We start from the raw sequence: 16,049 nt of genomic DNA on the forward strand, positions 1-16,049 counted from the left end.
CCTTGATGGTGGCTGTGCCGACGCCTTCGCGAGCAAGCCCGCTCCCACAAGGGGGGGCAGTGTTGTCTGAAGATTATTCGCCGCGATAGATGCAACCGCTGGTGCAGGTCTCGTGGATACGGATCGCACTAAGCTCCGGCAGCAATGGCTTCAATTCCTGCCAGATAAACTTGGCCAACACTTCGCTGGTCGGGTTTTCCAGGCCGGGAATGTCGTTCAGGTAGTTGTGGTCCAGGCGCTCGTACAGCGGCTTGAAGATCGCCTTGATTTCCGAAAAGTCGCGGATCCAGCCGGTGTGCGGGTCGAGGTCGCCGCTCAGGTGGATTGCCACTTTGAACGAGTGACCGTGCAGGCGCCCGCACTTGTGGCCGTCCGGTACGTGGGGCAGGCGGTGGGCGGATTCGAAGGTAAATTCTTTGAAGATTTCCACAGTTTTTCAGCTCTGTTCAGGTGGCGTTCGCCGCAGCGATTCGGGCAGGCGGCGAGTTTACCAGTTTGTCCTGACTAAAGGGTCAGCAAGCGCTCGCCGAGGCGACCGTTGGCGACCAGTTCGAGGAATTCGTCGCCCAGGCGGCGGCTTTCGTCCATGGTGGTGCGCCAGTATTTCTGCCTGCTCGGGGCATCGCCCATGAAGCGCTTGAAGTCGTTACGGTCCGGCAGTTTGCCGTAGGGCAGGCGCGCCAGGTATTCCTTCGACGGCGCCAGCAACAGCACATTCTGCAAGCGAGCCGGGCAGGCGCGGCGCCAAGGCAGGGTCTTGTCGAACCAGCCGGGGATCACCCGGTCGGTGAAGTGCGGGTACAGCACGATGTCGTTGCCGCTGTAGGGCAGGTCCAGGTGGTAATCCAGCAGACCGCCGTCGCGGAAGGTCCCGGCGCCGGCGCCCGGCAGGTCGCGCACGCCTTCCATCACCATCGGTATCGAGCCCGAAGCCAGCAGGGCCTGGCGCAAATTGCCGGCATTGAGGGCGACGAAGCGCGAGGGGAAGTCATTCAAGGCATTGACCGGCGGCGCCAGGCGCGGGTCGTGGATGATCAGGCGTTCGAAGTGCCGTGCCAGCCGCGCCCGGCCGCGCAGGTTGTCGGCGATGACCGATGACAGGCCCAGCCCCAGGCGGCCGCGATGATCGTCGGCCAGCAGGCCGTGGCTTTTGACCACCATGATGTTCAGGCGGTAATCGTTGTTGCCGAGGATCGAGGCATCACGACCGTCGAGCAGGTCATTGAGCATGCGCTGTGAGCTCTGGCTGATCTGCACCATGGTCACGCCCTTGGCAAAGTGTTGCTCGGTGTACAGCTGCCCGAGACGCCGGATGCCCTCGGCGGCGTCCGGCAGGCAGGCGCTGGCGAAGCGCCAGGAACCCACCGATGCGCCAATCAGCGAGCGTTCCCGCGGTGCCGCCGGCAGCCACTCGCCGAACAGCGCCAGGTCCAGACCCTGAATCCCCAGCGCCTTCGGACCGCCAGCCGCGCCAGGCAGGGTGCCGACGTCGGCGGCGTTCAAGCCGTTGTCACGGATGCGCACAAAGGCACGCGGGCCGGCCTTGAGGGTCAGGGAAGGGAACTTGATGTGGATGGCGGTCATTAAAGTCTCGAAGTCTGTTCAGCGGGCAGATTATGTGGGAGCGGGCTGAGGTGTCAGCAATGATGGCAATTCAGCTTCAATTAAGTTCCGCGGGTTAAGGTGGCTCGCCTGGGCCCCGACGCAACGCTGAGATTGCGCGCCGCTGGTACCATTGTGGCTTTCGAGAAGCTCACACCACTCGCACCGACCAGGTATCCCGGTGATCGGCAGCAGGGTATCGACCGGATCTGGAATTAGACGCTGTCAGCGGGCAGGTTCTCAAGGATCATCAGGATTGGTAATGAAGGTGTTTTTATTCAATCGATGCACCGGCAGCCGGATGGTGCTGTTGCTTCTGGCATTTTGCTCGGCAGTGATGGCCCGTGATCTGGATCAGGATGAAGCCCTGCGCCTGCGTCAACAGGGCGTGATCCTGCCGCTGGAGCAACTGCTGCAGCAGGCGATGGATCGCTACCCCGGTGCGAAACTGCTGGAAGCCGAGCTCGAAGAAAAACACGACGTCTACATGTATGAAGTCGAGCTGCTGACCCCGGAAGGCGTGGTCCGCGAACTGGGCATCGACGCCACCACCGGCCGTTTACTCAAAGACAAGGAAGACTGATCCATGCGTTTGCTGCTGGTGGAAGACCATGTGCCCCTGGCCGACGAACTGCTGGCCGGTCTCAACCGCCAGGGGTATGCGGTAGACTGGCTGGCCGATGGTCGCGACGCGGTGTATCAGGGCAGTACTGAACCTTACGACCTGATCATCCTCGACCTCGGTTTGCCGGGCGTGCCGGGGCTAGAGGTGCTGGCGCAATGGCGCGCGGCGGGTCTGGCCACGCCGGTGCTGATCCTGACGGCCCGGGATTCCTGGGCCGAACGCATCGAAGGCCTGAAGGCCGGCGCCGACGATTACCTGACCAAACCCTTTCATCCCGAAGAGCTGTTTTTGCGCATCCAGGCGTTGCTGCGCCGCTCCCATGGCCAGGTCAACCAGCCAACGCTCAGGGCCGCCGGGCTGCATCTGGACGAAGGTCGGCAGTGCGTTGTGCGCGACGGTGCGGACATTCAGCTGACCGCCGCGGAGTTTCGCCTGTTGCGTTATTTCATGCTGCACCCCGAGCAGATCCTCTCCAAAGGCCACCTCGCCGAACACCTCTACGACGGTGAAACCGAGCGCGATTCCAATGTGCTGGAAGTCCACGTCAACCACTTGCGGCGCAAGCTCGGCAAAAGTGTGATTGAAACCCGTCGCGGCCAGGGTTATCTGTTCGGCGGGCTAGCCCGGTGAGATCGATCCAGCGCCGCTTGAGCCTGGGCCTGATCAGCGTGATGGTGGTCGTTGGCCTGGTGCTGGCACAAACCAGCCTGTGGCTGTTCGAAATGGGGTTGCAGCGCTACCTCGAAGCCGGATTGCGCAATGACAGCGAGAACCTGCTGGCGGCACTGGTGCGTGGACCGCAAGGCTTGCAACTGGATGAGCGACGTCTGTCACCGGTCTATCAGCGGCCGTTCTCCGGGCATTATTTCCGCATCGATTTCGCCGACGGCCACTGGCGTTCCCGTTCTTTATGGGATCAGGAAATGCCGGTGCTCGATCACCCCGGCCTGCACGGCAACCTGCAACTGGGGCCGGAAGGGCAACAGTTGTTGGTGCTGCGTACGGATTATCGACGTTCAGGATTGCCGATCTCCATCAGCGTCGCCGAGGATTACACGCCGATACGCGAAAGCTTCCGGCGCATGCAACAGCTCGGATTGGGCCTCGGTTTGACCGGGTTGCTGCTGATTCTGCTGCTGCAACGGATTACCGTGCGCCGCGCCTTGCGTCCGCTGGAGCAGGCCCGCGAGCAGATCGCGCAGTTGCAACAGGGCCAGCGTTCGCAACTCGATGATCAGGTGCCGGTGGAACTGGAGCCACTGGTGGCGCAGATCAACCACTTGCTGGCCCACACCGAGGACAGCCTCAAGCGCTCACGCAATGCCCTGGGCAATCTCGGCCATGCCCTGAAAACCCCGTTGGCGGTGCTGTTGAGCCTGGCTTCAAGCGAGCAACTCGACGCACACCCGCAACTGCGCAAGACCCTCAAGGAGCAACTGCAACAGGTCGAGCAACGACTCAATCGGGAGCTCAATCGTGCGCGGTTGTCCGGCGATGCGTTGCCGGGCGCACTGTTTGATTGCGATGCTGAACTCCCCGGATTGCTGGCCACGCTGAACATGATCCACGGCGACCACCTGGCGCTGAGCTATCGCGCACCGGCCGGCCTGCAATTGCCCTGGGATCGTGAAGACCTGCTGGAACTGTTGGGCAACCTGCTGGATAACGCCTGTAAATGGGCGGATGCCGAGGTTCGCCTGAATGTGGCCGAGACTGCTGAGGGCTTTGAACTCAGTGTGGAAGATGACGGCCCGGGAATTCCCGAAGAGCGTCGTGATCAGGTGTTCGGCCGAGGGGCGCGGCTGGATGAGCAAACCCATGGGCATGGTTTGGGGCTGGGTATCGTGCGTGACATCGTCAATAGCTGGGGCGGCAAACTGTCGTTGCTGGAAAGCGAGTGGGGTGGGTTGAAAGTCGTCATCGAGTTGCCCAAACACACCTGAAGTCACACCAGGAACCCTGTGGGAGCGAGCCTGCTCGCGAAAGCGGCCTGCCAGTCACATTGATAGTGAATGTGCTGCCGTCTTCGCGAGCAGGCTCGCTCCTACAGGGGATTTTGCGGGGCTTAAACGCGGAACTGATCCATCAGGCTCTGCTGCTGGTTCGCCAGGCTGTTGATCTCCTCCACCGCGCTTTGCTCTTCGGTGGCACTGGAGATCGCAATCCACTGCACACTCAGGGTCCCCACGAGCTTTGACACCGCGCCCACTCTGCGGCAAAGTGCGCGCCCTCTAATAAAACCCATTCCTTTTATCCGCTGGCGGCTCTCGCAGACTGCCGGCCGGACTCTTTTCGCTTGCCCAGAGGTATGACAATGAATGCAGTAATTGCCGCGGTTGGCATCATGCTGATCCTCAGCCTGTCCCGCGTGCATGTGGTGATCGCCCTGATCGTCGGTGCGCTGGTCGGTGGCTTGACCGGTGGCCTGGGGATCGAGGCGACGCTCAAGGCTTTCAACAGCGGCCTGGGTGGCGGGGCGACGGTGGCGTTGTCCTACGCCTTGCTCGGTGCTTTCGCCGTGGCCATTGCCAAGTCCGGCATGGCCCATGCGCTGGCCGACAAGGCCCTGGCCATGGTCGATCGCCAGCACGCCAGCGGCGGTGGCCAGGTCAAATGGCTGCTGATCGGCCTGCTCTGGGTCGTGGCCATCGCCTCGCAGAACATCCTGCCGATCCATATCGCGTTCATTCCGTTGCTGGTGCCGCCACTTCTTTATGTGCTGACCAAGCTGCAACTGGACCGTCGCCTGATCGCTTGTGTCATGACCTTCGGCCTGATCACGCCCTACATGTTCCTGCCGGTGGGCTTCGGCAACATCTTCCTCAATGAGATCCTGCTGGCCAACGTCGCCCGCAGCGGCGTGGACATCAGCGGCATCAATGTGACCCACGCCATGGGTATTCCAGCCCTGGGCATGGTGGCGGGCCTGCTGATCGCGTTTGTCAGCTACCGCAAGAAGCGTGTCTACGACCTGGCGAAGATCGAACAGGTCGAGCAAGTGGCGGTGCAATACAACCCGCTGAGCCTGATGGTGGCCGGTGTGGCCATCGCGGCGGCGTTCATCATCCAGTTGTTGCTCGATTCGATGATCATCGGTGCACTGGCCGGCTTCCTGATTTTCTCGGTGTCGGGCATCGTCAAATGGCGCGACACCGATGACCTGTTCACCGAAGGCATGAAAATGATGGCGATGATCGGCTTCATCATGATCGCAGCCTCCGGGTTTGCCGAAGTGATGAAGGCCACCGGCGAGGTGCAGACGCTGGTCGAGTCGTCGGCGTCGTACATCGATCACAGCAAGGGCGTTGGCGCGTTGCTGATGTTGCTGGTGGGGTTGCTGGTGACCATGGGCATCGGTTCGTCGTTCTCCACCGTGCCGATTCTGGCGGCGATCTTCGTGCCGCTGTGCGTGCAACTGGGCTTCAGCCCGTTGGCCATCGTGTGCATCGTCGGCACGGCCGGTGCCCTGGGTGACGCCGGTTCGCCGGCTTCGGACTCGACCCTGGGCCCGACCTCCGGCCTGAACATCGATGGCCAGCATCATCACATCTGGGACACCGTGGTCCCGACCTTCCTGCACTACAACCTGCCGTTGCTGGCGTTTGGCTGGGTGGCCGCGATGGTCTTGTAATCCCGATGGCCCTGTAGGAGCGAGCCTGCTCGCGATTTCGGTCTGTCAGCCAAGTAAATGTTGACTGTGCCACCGCTATCGTCGGATCGCCGCCCGGAGCAGGCTCGCTCCTACAAGGGATCTTCAATGGTCCCTCTAATCGCGTTCAACTTTTGATTTGGCATGCCGTTAAAGCTTTTAACCACGCCAATAAAATCAAAAGAGTGAACGTCATGCGCATGAGCCTCAAGGCCAAAGTCCTGTCCCTTGCCGTCCTCCCGGTGTTGCTGTTTGCGCTGGTCATCAGCCTGACCACGCTGTTCATTCTGCAGGATCAGGCGCGCAAGGAAGTCGAGCAGACCCGCGAGCGCTTGCTCAGCGATGCCAAGGCGACCCTGCAAAGCTACGTGGCCGTGGCCATGACCACGATCAAACCGCTCTACGACGCGGCCGCCCCCGGCGATGGGGCGGCGCGGGCCCAGGTGATCAAGCTGCTGTCGAGCATCACCTATGGCAAGGACGGCTACTTCTTCGGCTACGACTCCAACACCGTGCGCCTGTTCAAGGCCAACAGCCCCGAAGGCGTGGGCCAGAGCTTCAAGGACAACCGCGACCCGAACGGTGTCTACGTCAACCGCGACCTGGTGAAAGTCGCCAAGGACGGTACGCACTACCTGCAATACAGTTCGCCATTGCCCGGCAACACCCAGGTGCTGGTGCCCAAGCTCGGCTACACCGAATACCTGCCGAAGTGGGACATGGCGGTCGGCACCTCGGTCAACCTCGACGGCATCGAAGCACAAGTGGCCGTGGTCGAAGCCAAGGTCCAGGAGCGCATGCAAGGCATGGTGCTGAGCATCGTCGGCGTGGCGGTGGTGGTGCTGCTGGTGATCGCTGCTGCCGGGATGCTGCTGGCCAATACCATTCTGCGTCCGCTGCATTTGATGAAAGCCAACCTCGACGACATCGCCGCGGGCGAGGGCGATCTGACCCGCCGCCTGACCATCACCAGCCAGGACGAACTCGGTGAACTGGCCGGCTCGTTCAACCGTTTCGTCGACAAGATCCACGGCCTGGTGCGGCAGATCACCGAAATGACCTCGCAACTGACCGGACTGGTGACTCAGGTGTCCGACCAGGCCAACCGTTCGGACCAGGCCATGGAACGTCAGCGCCATGAGACCGATCAGGTCGCCACGGCGATCAACGAAATGTCGGCGGCGGCCCAGGAAGTGGCCAAGAGTGCGCAGAACGCCGCGGTCGCCGCCCAGCAGACCGACGAAGAAGGGCAGGCAGCCAAGCGCGTGGTGGCCGGCAGCATCGAGAAGATCCATGCCCTGGTGGACGACATCCGCAGCAGCGGCGTGTCCCTGGACAGCCTGCAAAAAGACGTGTCGTCGATTGTCAGCGTGCTCGGGGTGATCCGCTCGATTGCCGAGCAGACCAACCTGCTGGCGCTCAACGCGGCCATCGAAGCGGCCCGCGCCGGTGAGGCCGGGCGCGGCTTTGCGGTGGTGGCCGATGAAGTGCGGGCGCTGGCCAGCCGCACGCAAATCAGCACCCAGGAAATCCAGGGCATGATCGACCGCTTGCAGGCCGGCACCCGCTCGGCGGTGGAGGCGATGCGTCGCTCCAGCGAGGCCGGCGACGGCACCTCGGCCCAGGCCAACGAGGCGGGGGCTTCGCTGGACGCCATGGCCCAGCTGATCGCGACCATCAATTCGATGAACGCACAGATCGCCAGTGCCGCCGAAGAACAGACCGCCGTGGCCGAAGAGATCAACCGCAGCGTGCATCAGATTGCCGTGGCGGTGGACAGCGTCGCCGACGAAACCCAACTCGGCGCGCAAACTTCCCGCAGCCTGGCCGACCTCGGTCAGCGCCTGGGCAGTCTGGTGGGACAGTTCCGGATCTGATTAAAACATCTGTGTCGAGCGAGCTTGCTCGCGCCGGGCTGCGCAGCGGCCCAAAAAACTTGTGAGCGCTGCGCACTCAAACGGGAGCAAGCTCCCTCGCCACAAAAGATCGCAGCCTGCGGCAGCTCCTACACTTACGGTGTGCATCTGAGCACTGGCGACCACACAAGAGGAGTCAGCCCCATGATTGACCGTGAAAGTATCTGCGATTGTCCGAAATGTACCTGCAAGCTCGGTGAACATCCGATTGCCCGTCACGGCAAGCATTACTGCTGTGAAGCCTGCGCCAAACACCATGAGCACGGCGAGGAGTGCGCTTCCCAAGGCTGCAAGTGTGCCCACTGAAAACCACGGCACACGCAAAAGTGGAGCCTAGTCCGGCTCCACTTCCAGCCTGAGGCTGTCATCCTCCAGGCGTTCGCTGTGGCGCACGGTGCCTTGCAAGCGCCGCCCTTCGACCCGCACCACCAAGGTCTTCGCTTGCTCAAGATCCTCCGGCAGTGGCGCCTCGACGCGTATGGCGAAGCAAAATGGGTCATTTTCGACCTGTTCCAGACCGATCCGGCACTCGGCGCTTTTGCTGATGCGCCCCACTGGCGTGTCCAGACCGTAGTCCAGCTGCGCAGGGCTGCTGACGGGTGTCGCGGTCATTTTCCTTCCCCCCCGATCCTGATGGTTGCCAGAGATTAGTTCGCCGGCCGCCACTTGACGTTTTCCACGCCGAATTTTTCAGCCATCGGCTTGCTGGTCTTTTGCACCTTCTCGCGTCCAAACCGGGGGATTCGCCCCACCCCCGCGTCACAGCTCGCCCAATGCCAGGCCTCTGCGTTATCCATTTTTTCCAGTCGGATGATGAATGACTTCGGAGCGCCATGGAGGGTGTACTCAATGACGAATAATTTTGCACTGTTCATAAAGCTCCGGTTCCTCCCTGTTGTACATAGAAGGATCGCGCGCCATCAGGAAAATTCACTCGGTTTGTCGGAAGGCGGCGGTTGCTGGCGACAAGTTCGGTGCCTCGTTACCATGGGGCCTTCCCGATCCCAATGAACATAGACCATGGCCCTCGCCGCCCCGCCTGACCTGAGTGACACCGATGTACCTGTGCAGCCGCTGGCGCGCACCTATCCGCGCGGGTTGTACATCGAGCCCCATGAGCACGTGTGGGGCCAGTTGCTGTATGCGATGAGCGGGGTGATGTGGGTCGAGACGCCGCACGAAGCACTGGTGGTGCCACCGCAACGGGCGGTGTGGTTGCCGCCCGGCGTGCCTCATGGAATTCGTGTGGTGTCCGACCTGCAAATGCGCAATATCTACCTGCGGCCGTCCCTGGCCGCGACCCTGGATGACAGCGTTCAGGTGATCGAGGTCGGCGGCTTGCTGCGCGAACTGATCGTCGGTCTGGTGGAGCAGGGTAACGACGAGGCGCCCGAGTATTACGACGCGTTGGTAGGCCTGGCGCTACTGGAACTCAAGCGGGCCAGGCGTTCGCTGCTGAAAATCCCGCTACCGGACGATTCCGACCGACGGCTGATGAACCTGTGTCAGGCGGTCATGGCCGCGCCTTCACTGGACATTCCTTTCGAACAACATGCGGATAACGCCGGAGCCAGCGTGCGCACCCTGGCGCGCCTGTTCAAGGACGGTTTGGGCATGGGCTTCGCCGAGTGGCGGCGTCAGGTGCAACTGGCGACGGCGGTGGCCGAGTTGATCCAGGGCGTACCGGTCAGCGCGATTGCCCGGGAGCTGGGCTATTCGCCGAGCAGCTTCAGCGATATGTTTCGTCGTGAACTGGGCGTTGCCCCTTCGCAGTTTCCTGCGACGCAACAGCAGGACTGAATTCGCCGTGGCAATGCTTTGGCCGAAATTCAGAAGCACTTGGCCGATGCTCAAAGGCGTCGCCCTCTAGACTCGGCGCATACCTCAATTGCCCCCGGAGTCTGCCATGAACTACCTCGTGTCACTGGCCATCGGTCTGGGCGTCGGTCTGCTCTACGGCGCCCTGGACTTTCGTTCCCCCGCACCCCCGGCCATCGCGCTGGTGGGCCTGCTCGGCATGCTCGCCGGCGAAAAGCTCTGGCCGATGGGACGGGGGCTGGTGGCTGGCTGGATCTCCTGAACCCTTTTCGACTCGATGGATACGCCCATGAAAGCTCTGCAATTCGATAAAACCGGTGATCTCTCGGCCCTGCGCTACGTCGAGGTGCCTACGCCCGTGCCCGGCGCCGATGAAGTGCTGGTCGAGATCAAGGCCGCCGGCCTCAACCCCAGCGATGTAAAGAACGTGCTGGGGCGTTTTCCCTACACCACCTTGCCGCGGATTCCCGGTCGTGACTTTGCCGGGGTTGTCGTGGCCGGCCCGCAGGCGCTGATCGGTCAGGAAGTCTGGGGCACGGGCAAGGAACTGGGCTTTTTCGCCGACGGTTCCCACGCGCAATTCGTCAAACTGCCGGCTAACGGGGTGGCGCTCAAACCCACGCATTTGAGCTTCGCCCAGGCCGCCAGCCTCGGCGTGCCGTACACCACGGCGTGGGATGCACTGGAACGCAGCCTGGTGACGGCCGAAACCCGATTGCTGGTCATCGGTGGCGGAGCGGTCGGCAGTGCCGCGCTGGCCTTGGCCAAGGTGCGCGGTGCCCGGCTGTTGGCGGCCGCGCGGCGTCCGGAACAGGTCAAGGATTTGCAGGACCAGGGCTACCAGACCCTGCAACTGGATAAATCCGAAGACCTCGGGGCTCAGGTCAACGCGGTCTATGCTGGCGGCGCCGACGTGATTTTCGACACCACCGGTTTCTGGCTGCCGGCCTCGGTGCCTGCCCTGGCCGCGTTCGGCCGCATCGCGATCATCGCGGCGCCCGTGGACGGTCACGTGCAGTTGCCGGCCCTGGCGTTGTATCGCAAGGGTGGCTCGGTGGTGGGAATCAACTCGCTGCTGTACGGGGTGCAGGCGTGTGCGTCGATGCTTGACCAGTTCGGCAAGTTCTTCGATCAGGATTTGTTGCCCCTGCCACAAGGCTTGTTCGAGTCGCCTTTGGCTGAAGGACTGGAGCGCTATGCCGAAGTGAATCAAGGCAGCGGTGACAAAGTGATTCTGCTGCCATAACCCACAGAGGCACGGCTCACCACCGCATCTCCTACAAAGAAAAAGGCGCATTTGCTGTAGGATTGGTTACCTAGACTCCAAGAGGTAACCCCATGAGCGAGCCGATTCGCCTGACCCAATACAGCCACGGCGCCGGTTGCGGTTGCAAGATTTCCCCCCAGGTGCTGGAAGTGATCCTGGCCGGCAGCGGGGCGCAGAACCTCGACCCGAAGCTTTGGGTCGGCAACGCCTCGCGCGATGACGCGGCGGTGTATGCCATCGATGAGGAACGCGGCGTGGTCTCGACCACGGACTTTTTCATGCCGATCGTCGACGATCCCTTCGATTTCGGCCGAATTGCCGCCACCAATGCCATCAGCGACATCTATGCGATGGGCGGCGATCCGTTGATGGCGATTGCGATTCTGGGCTGGCCGGTGAACGTGCTGGCGCCGGAAGTTGCCCGGGAAGTGATCCGCGGCGGCCGTGCGGTGTGTGACGCGGCGGGCATTCCGCTGGCAGGTGGGCACTCCATCGACGCACCAGAACCGATCTTTGGCCTGGCTGTCACCGGCCTGGTGGAAAAGCGCCACATGAAGCGCAACGACACCGCCACCGCCGGTTGCCTGCTCTATCTCACCAAGCCCCTGGGGATCGGCATCCTCACGACGGCCGAGAAAAAGGGCAAGTTGCGTCATGCCGACATCGGCCTGGCCCGGGACTGGATGTGCACCCTGAACAAACCCGGCAGCCGTTTCGGCAAGCTCGACGGCGTAACCGCGATGACCGACGTCACCGGTTTCGGCCTGCTCGGGCACCTGGTGGAAATGGCCGACGGCAGCCAGCTCACGGCGCGCATTGAATACGACCGCGTACCGCGCTTGCCGGGGGTGGAGTACTACCTGGAACAGGGCTGCGTACCCGGCGGGACTCTGCGCAATTTCGACAGCTACGCGAGCAAGCTCGGACGCCTTCAGGAGCTGCACAAACGCGTGCTCTGCGACCCGCAGACCAGCGGTGGCCTGTTGATTGCCGTGACGCCGCAAGGCAACGAGCAATTCCTTTCGGTGGCCGCCGAACTGGGCCTTAGCCTGGAACCGATCGGTGAACTGGTCGAGCGACAGAGCAACGCGGTCGAGGTGTTTTGATGTTCGTCGACTGCACCGATTACCGCGACATCTTCCTCAACGACCGGCCAATGATGGACGCCCGCGCGCCGGTCGAATTCAACAAAGGCTCGTTTCCCGGCGTGATCAACCTGCCGTTGATGAATGACCATGAACGCCAGCGGGTCGGCACCTGCTACAAGCAGCACGGCCAGCAAGCGGCCATCGTGCTGGGGCATCAACTGGTGTCGGGCGCGGTCAAGGCCGAACGCATCCAGGTCTGGGCCGATTTTGCCCGGGCGCATCCGGATGGCCTGCTGTATTGCTTTCGCGGCGGTCTGCGCTCGCAGATAGTCCAGCAATGGCTCAAGGAGGAGGCCGGCATCGACTATCCACGGGTGGGCGGCGGCTACAAGGCCATGCGCACCTTCCTGCTGGACACTCTCGATCAAGCCGTGACCCAGTGCGATTTCGTCCTGTTGGGCGGGATGACCGGCACCGGCAAAACCGAGGTGCTCACGCAACTGGGCAACGCCGTGGACCTTGAAGGTCATGCCAACCACCGCGGTTCCAGTTTCGGCAAACGCGCCACGGGCCAACCCTCGAATATCGACTTCGAAAACCGCTTGGCCATAGACGTGCTGAAAAAACGCGCCCGGGGCATCGAGCAGTTCGTACTGGAAGACGAAAGCCGTGCGGTGGGCAGTTGTGCGCTGCCGTTGCCGCTGTACCAGGGCATGCAACAGTTTCCGATGGTGTGGCTGGAAGACAGCCTGGAAGGTCGGGTCGAGCGGATTCTGCGCGATTATGTGGTGGATCTGTGCGCCGAATTCATCGACGTGCATGGCGAAGACGGCTTTGCGTTGTTTTCCGAACGCTTGCTGGCGAGCCTGAACAATGTGCAGAAACGCCTGGGCGGCGAACGTCATCGGCGCTTGCTGGTTTTGATGGAGGATGCGTTGGTTGAGCAGGCCCGCAGTGGCGCGGTGGATCTGCACCGGAGCTGGATCGAAGGGCTGCTGTGCGAGTACTACGATCCGATGTATGCGTTTCAGCGGGAGAAGAAAGACGCACGGATCGAGTTTGCCGGGGAGCGAGGGGCGGTTCTCGAGTATCTGCGCGAGCGAGTGAATCAGAAGGGTTGAGGGTACTTTTGCCGGCCCCTTCGCGAGCAAGCCCGCTCCCACATTTAATCAGCGGCGGTCACAAAATTTGTGTTCGCTGGAGATCGAATGTGGGAGCGGGCTTGCTCGCGAAGGCGCCCGCTCAGACAACGCATGCCTCAAGTCGGGCAGGCTTCAGCGCCGTTATCCAGGCCTTGCTTGTACACATGGCTCTGCAAACTGGCCTTGCCGTTGTGCCAGGTCAGGGTCAGTACATACAGCGAGTCGTAGTCGCTGGACTCCCAGTCGTCGATGATCTTCGCATCCATGCCGGTGGCTTCGCCGGCCACCGTGTTGATCAGCTCCGGCAGGTAGCCGTGTGACCAGGCCGTGTAGATGACCGAGTTGTGATACTTGTCCTGGAGCAGTTCATCGGCCAGGTCACTGGTGTCATTGGCGGAAAAATTGATGTTCACCGGCAGGCCCAGTTTGATGGCGCTGGGGCTGATGGTCATCAGGGGACGGATGTAACTATAGGAATTATCGAACTCGCCTTCCTCGACGTTACGGGTCGGGTTGGCCGCGAACACATAGTTGGCCTTGCCGAACTTTTCCGGCAGCAGCGTGGCCAGGTCGATGGCGCGGTTGAGCCCCTGGCAATTGAGCTGGCCCAGGCCTGCGGCGGGTTTTTCCCCGTGGCGTAGGAAGACCAGCGTCTGGGTGCCATCCATCGGTTGGGCGCGACTTGCGCCGGGCTCCAGCGACAGGAACAACGCGCTGACCACCAAGAGGGCGGGCAACAAAAGGTAAGCGCGATGTTTAAAGCGTTTGGCAAAATTGAACAGGTTCATGAATAGAAGGATCTTCAGCGCAATTCGGTTAAGGCTGACAAAGCTTTACACCACGATTGTCCAGCGTCGGGTGTTTTCCATGTCATTGAAGCCGGTCCGTTTCAAAGGAGTGGTGCTCAGAGTCCCCTGAACCCGTTTGGTTCGATTTCGGTCGAGTGCCGGTAACCTTCAAGGGTTTGCAGCGAAGGCTATCGACAGGATGTTGCACAAATGTGGACACAATACACCGGATGGTGTTGAAACAGTGGCGATCTCTTTTGATCTCGCCTATCAGCGAGATTCATGGCTTCAAGGGATCGCTGAGCGGATATCTACATTATGATCGTCACTCTCAATGTCTTCGTGGATCCCGCCCATGACCGATTTGTCCGCATTCCCCATCACCCGCAAATGGCCTGCCCAGTATCCGGAGTGGATTCAGCTGTACTCCTTGCCGACCCCCAACGGCGTCAAGGTCTCGATCATGCTCGAAGAGATCGGCCTGCCGTATGAACCTCACCGGGTAGGCTTCGACACCAACGACCAGATGTCCCCGGAATTTCTTTCCCTCAACCCCAACAACAAGATCCCGGCGATCCTCGACCCCCACGGTCCGGACGACCAGCCGTTGGCGCTGTTCGAGTCGGGGGCGATTCTGATCTACCTGGCCGACAAGAGCGGGCAACTGCTGGCCCAGGAATCGGCAGCGCGCTACGAAACGATTCAGTGGCTGATGTTCCAGATGGGCGGGATCGGTCCGATGTTCGGCCAGCTCGGTTTTTTCAACAAATTCGCCGGCAAGGACTACGAAGACAAGCGTCCCCGTGACCGCTACGTCGAGGAAAGCAGACGCCTGCTCAAGGTGCTCGACGGCCGGCTGCAAGGGCGCGACTGGATCATGGGCGAGCGCTACACCATCGCCGACATCGCCACTTTCCCGTGGGTGCGCAACCTGATCGGTTTCTATGAAGCCGGCGATCTGGTGGGCATTCAGAACTTCCCTAACGTCACGCGGGTGCTGGAACGTTTCCTGACGCGGCCGGCGGTGGTGCGCGGGTTGGAAATCCCGAAACCAATCTCGAATTAAACCTCCTACCTCTCGTCCTCTGAAATTCAGGAATACCCATGTCCAGTCAGTTCCCCGAAGCACGCCCCCGCCGTCTGCGCCGCAATGCGAGCCTGCGCAGCCTGTTCCAGGAGACCGAGTTCAGTCTGAACGACCTGGTGCTGCCGATTTTTGTCGAAGAAGAAATCGACGACTTCGTGCCGATCAAAAGCATGCCGGGCGTGATGCGCATTCCCGAGTCGAAACTGGCCGGCGAGATCGAGCGCTACGCCCGTGCCGGGATCAAGTCGGTGATGACCTTCGGCGTATCCCATCACCTGGACAGCAGCGGCAGCGACACCTGGCGCGATGACGGCCTGGTCTCGCGCATGTCGCGCATCGCCAAGGACGCAGTGCCGGAAATGATCGTGATGTCCGACACCTGTTTTTGCGAGTACACCGACCACGGCCATTGCGGCGTGCTGCACAACCATGAAGTGGACAACGACCAGACCCTGATCAACCTCGGCCGGCAAGCCGTCGCGGCGGCCCGTGCCGGTGCCGACGTGATCGCCCCGTCGGCGGCGATGGACGGGCAGGTCCAGGCGATTCGCCGGGCGCTCGATGACGCCGGGTTTACCCAGACGGCGATCATGGCCTATTCGACTAAATTCGCCTCGGCGCTCTATGGCCCGTTCCGCGAGGCGGGTGGCAGTGCGCTCAAGGGCGACCGTAAAAGCTACCAGATGAACCCGATGAACCGCCGCGAAGCGGTGCGCGAATCGTTGCTCGACGAGCAGGAAGGCGCCGATGCGCTGATGGTCAAGCCAGCCGGTGCGTATCTGGACATCATCCGCGACATCCGCGAAGCCTCGCGCCTGCCGCTGTCGGCGTATCAGGTGAGCGGTGAGTACGCGATGATCAAGTTTGCCGCCCAGGCCGGGGCCATCGATGAAGACCGTGTGGTGCGCGAGAGCCTGGGGGCAATCAAGCGGGCCGGGGCAGACTTGATCTTTACCTATTTTGCGATGGATCTGGCCTTGGCCGGGATCTAAGGACCACCACATACCCTGTGGGAGCGGGCTTGCTCGCGAAAGCGGAGTGTCAGTGATAGATGCATTGACTGACAC

At 61.7% G+C, this 16,049-nt stretch carries 19 protein-coding genes and 2 pseudogenes; 15 read left to right on the forward strand and 6 right to left on the reverse strand.

Translation table 11 applies throughout. The annotated features are described in order from the left end of the window. Nucleotides 1-73: 73 nt before the first annotated feature. Together queD and KGA85_RS27145 are read right to left on the reverse strand one after the other, a co-directional pair. Nucleotides 74-430 (reverse strand): 6-carboxytetrahydropterin synthase QueD, encoded by a 357-nt coding sequence (gene queD, locus KGA85_RS27140; protein WP_046042818.1) that lies wholly within the window; start codon nt 428-430, stop codon nt 74-76. A 74-nt stretch (nt 431-504) separates the two neighbouring features. Next, the gene (locus tag KGA85_RS27145) at nt 505-1,584 is read right to left on the reverse strand and encodes a patatin-like phospholipase family protein (protein ID WP_223533909.1); all 1,080 of its coding nucleotides are present in this window, start codon (nt 1,582-1,584) and stop codon (nt 505-507) included. 108 nt (nt 1,585-1,692) lie between these two features. Here KGA85_RS27145 and KGA85_RS31315 point away from each other — a divergent pair. The 4 genes and pseudogenes from KGA85_RS31315 to KGA85_RS27160 form a co-directional block, all read left to right on the forward strand. Then, nucleotides 1,693-1,865, forward strand: a pseudogene (locus tag KGA85_RS31315) (peptidase); the annotation flags it as partial. Further along, entirely contained in the window at nt 1,865-2,185 is a 321-nt protein-coding gene (locus tag KGA85_RS27150; RefSeq protein ID WP_223460795.1) for a PepSY domain-containing protein, read from the forward strand. The pseudogene KGA85_RS31315 and the gene KGA85_RS27150, both read left to right, overlap by 1 nt. Nucleotides 2,186-2,188: 3 nt before the next feature. Further along, complete coding sequence (locus KGA85_RS27155) at nt 2,189-2,857, forward strand: response regulator transcription factor (RefSeq protein WP_223460796.1); 669 nt, start codon at nt 2,189-2,191, stop codon at nt 2,855-2,857. Next, on the forward strand, nt 2,854-4,170 hold the full coding sequence (locus KGA85_RS27160; protein WP_223460798.1) for a sensor histidine kinase: 1,317 nt from the start codon (nt 2,854-2,856) through the stop codon (nt 4,168-4,170). Before KGA85_RS27155 ends, KGA85_RS27160 begins: the two co-directional genes overlap by 4 nt. A 122-nt stretch (nt 4,171-4,292) precedes the next feature. Here the strand turns inward: KGA85_RS27160 and KGA85_RS31195 are convergent, their stop codons facing one another. After that, nucleotides 4,293-4,427, reverse strand: a complete 135-nt coding sequence (locus KGA85_RS31195) for a hypothetical protein (RefSeq protein ID WP_263287605.1) — start codon at nt 4,425-4,427, stop codon at nt 4,293-4,295. A gap of 114 nt (nt 4,428-4,541) precedes the next feature. Between KGA85_RS31195 and KGA85_RS27165 the strand changes: the two genes are divergently transcribed. The 4 genes and pseudogenes from KGA85_RS27165 to KGA85_RS27175 all read left to right on the forward strand — a co-directional run bounded on the left by KGA85_RS27165 (nt 4,542) and on the right by KGA85_RS27175 (nt 8,098). Then, a complete protein-coding gene (locus KGA85_RS27165) occupies nt 4,542-5,858 on the forward strand; it encodes a Na+/H+ antiporter family protein (RefSeq protein ID WP_223460800.1) in 1,317 nt (438 codons plus the stop codon). A gap of 218 nt (nt 5,859-6,076) precedes the next feature. Then, nucleotides 6,077-6,895: pseudogene (locus KGA85_RS31505) on the forward strand (cache domain-containing protein); the annotation flags it as partial. A gap of 102 nt (nt 6,896-6,997) precedes the next feature. Beyond that, entirely contained in the window at nt 6,998-7,753 is a 756-nt protein-coding gene (locus tag KGA85_RS31510; protein WP_411741660.1) for a methyl-accepting chemotaxis protein, read from the forward strand. A gap of 183 nt (nt 7,754-7,936) precedes the next feature. Next, nucleotides 7,937-8,098, forward strand: a complete 162-nt coding sequence (locus KGA85_RS27175) for a metallothionein (protein WP_008021686.1) — start codon at nt 7,937-7,939, stop codon at nt 8,096-8,098. Between the two features lie 27 nt (nt 8,099-8,125). On the opposite strand, the gene KGA85_RS27180 is transcribed toward KGA85_RS27175, so the two are convergent. Continuing rightward, complete coding sequence (locus KGA85_RS27180; RefSeq protein ID WP_223533911.1) at nt 8,126-8,404, reverse strand: hypothetical protein; 279 nt, start codon at nt 8,402-8,404, stop codon at nt 8,126-8,128. A gap of 35 nt (nt 8,405-8,439) precedes the next feature. After that, nucleotides 8,440-8,667 (reverse strand): DUF6555 family protein, encoded by a 228-nt coding sequence (locus tag KGA85_RS27185; protein ID WP_057714008.1) that lies wholly within the window; start codon nt 8,665-8,667, stop codon nt 8,440-8,442. 145 nt (nt 8,668-8,812) lie between these two features. Here KGA85_RS27185 and KGA85_RS27190 point away from each other — a divergent pair, with 145 nt between their 5' ends. The 5 genes from KGA85_RS27190 to mnmH all read left to right on the forward strand — a co-directional run bounded on the left by KGA85_RS27190 (nt 8,813) and on the right by mnmH (nt 13,086). Next, a complete protein-coding gene (locus KGA85_RS27190) occupies nt 8,813-9,592 on the forward strand; it encodes an AraC family transcriptional regulator (protein WP_223533912.1) in 780 nt (259 codons plus the stop codon). Nucleotides 9,593-9,698: 106 nt separating this feature from the next. Beyond that, nucleotides 9,699-9,872 (forward strand): DUF1427 family protein, encoded by a 174-nt coding sequence (locus KGA85_RS27195; protein WP_079246732.1) that lies wholly within the window; start codon nt 9,699-9,701, stop codon nt 9,870-9,872. A gap of 27 nt (nt 9,873-9,899) precedes the next feature. Beyond that, nucleotides 9,900-10,856 carry a zinc-binding alcohol dehydrogenase family protein gene (locus KGA85_RS27200; RefSeq protein ID WP_223543522.1) on the forward strand — a complete coding sequence of 319 codons (957 nt, stop codon included), beginning with the start codon at nt 9,900-9,902 and terminating at the stop codon, nt 10,854-10,856. A 92-nt stretch (nt 10,857-10,948) separates the two neighbouring features. Then, nucleotides 10,949-11,983: a selenide, water dikinase SelD gene (selD, locus tag KGA85_RS27205; RefSeq protein WP_223460818.1), complete on the forward strand. Its 1,035-nt coding sequence runs from the start codon at nt 10,949-10,951 to the stop codon at nt 11,981-11,983. Next, a complete protein-coding gene (gene mnmH, locus KGA85_RS27210; protein WP_223533914.1) occupies nt 11,983-13,086 on the forward strand; it encodes a tRNA 2-selenouridine(34) synthase MnmH in 1,104 nt (367 codons plus the stop codon). The genes selD and mnmH overlap by 1 nt, the downstream gene beginning before the upstream one ends. Nucleotides 13,087-13,223: 137 nt before the next feature. Here the strand turns inward: mnmH and KGA85_RS27215 are convergent, their stop codons facing one another. After that, on the reverse strand, nt 13,224-13,895 hold the full coding sequence (locus tag KGA85_RS27215) for a histidine phosphatase family protein (RefSeq protein WP_223460821.1): 672 nt from the start codon (nt 13,893-13,895) through the stop codon (nt 13,224-13,226). A gap of 355 nt (nt 13,896-14,250) precedes the next feature. Here KGA85_RS27215 and KGA85_RS27220 point away from each other — a divergent pair, with 355 nt between their 5' ends. Both KGA85_RS27220 and hemB read left to right on the forward strand, forming a co-directional pair. Then, complete coding sequence (locus KGA85_RS27220; RefSeq protein ID WP_223460822.1) at nt 14,251-14,961, forward strand: glutathione S-transferase family protein; 711 nt, start codon at nt 14,251-14,253, stop codon at nt 14,959-14,961. A gap of 38 nt (nt 14,962-14,999) precedes the next feature. Further along, nucleotides 15,000-15,974 (forward strand): porphobilinogen synthase, encoded by a 975-nt coding sequence (hemB, locus tag KGA85_RS27225; RefSeq protein ID WP_008021700.1) that lies wholly within the window; start codon nt 15,000-15,002, stop codon nt 15,972-15,974. Nucleotides 15,975-16,049 lie beyond the last annotated feature (75 nt).

The organism is Pseudomonas sp. GL-B-12, assembly GCF_019955895.1.
Lineage (GTDB): Bacteria > Pseudomonadota > Gammaproteobacteria > Pseudomonadales > Pseudomonadaceae > Aquipseudomonas.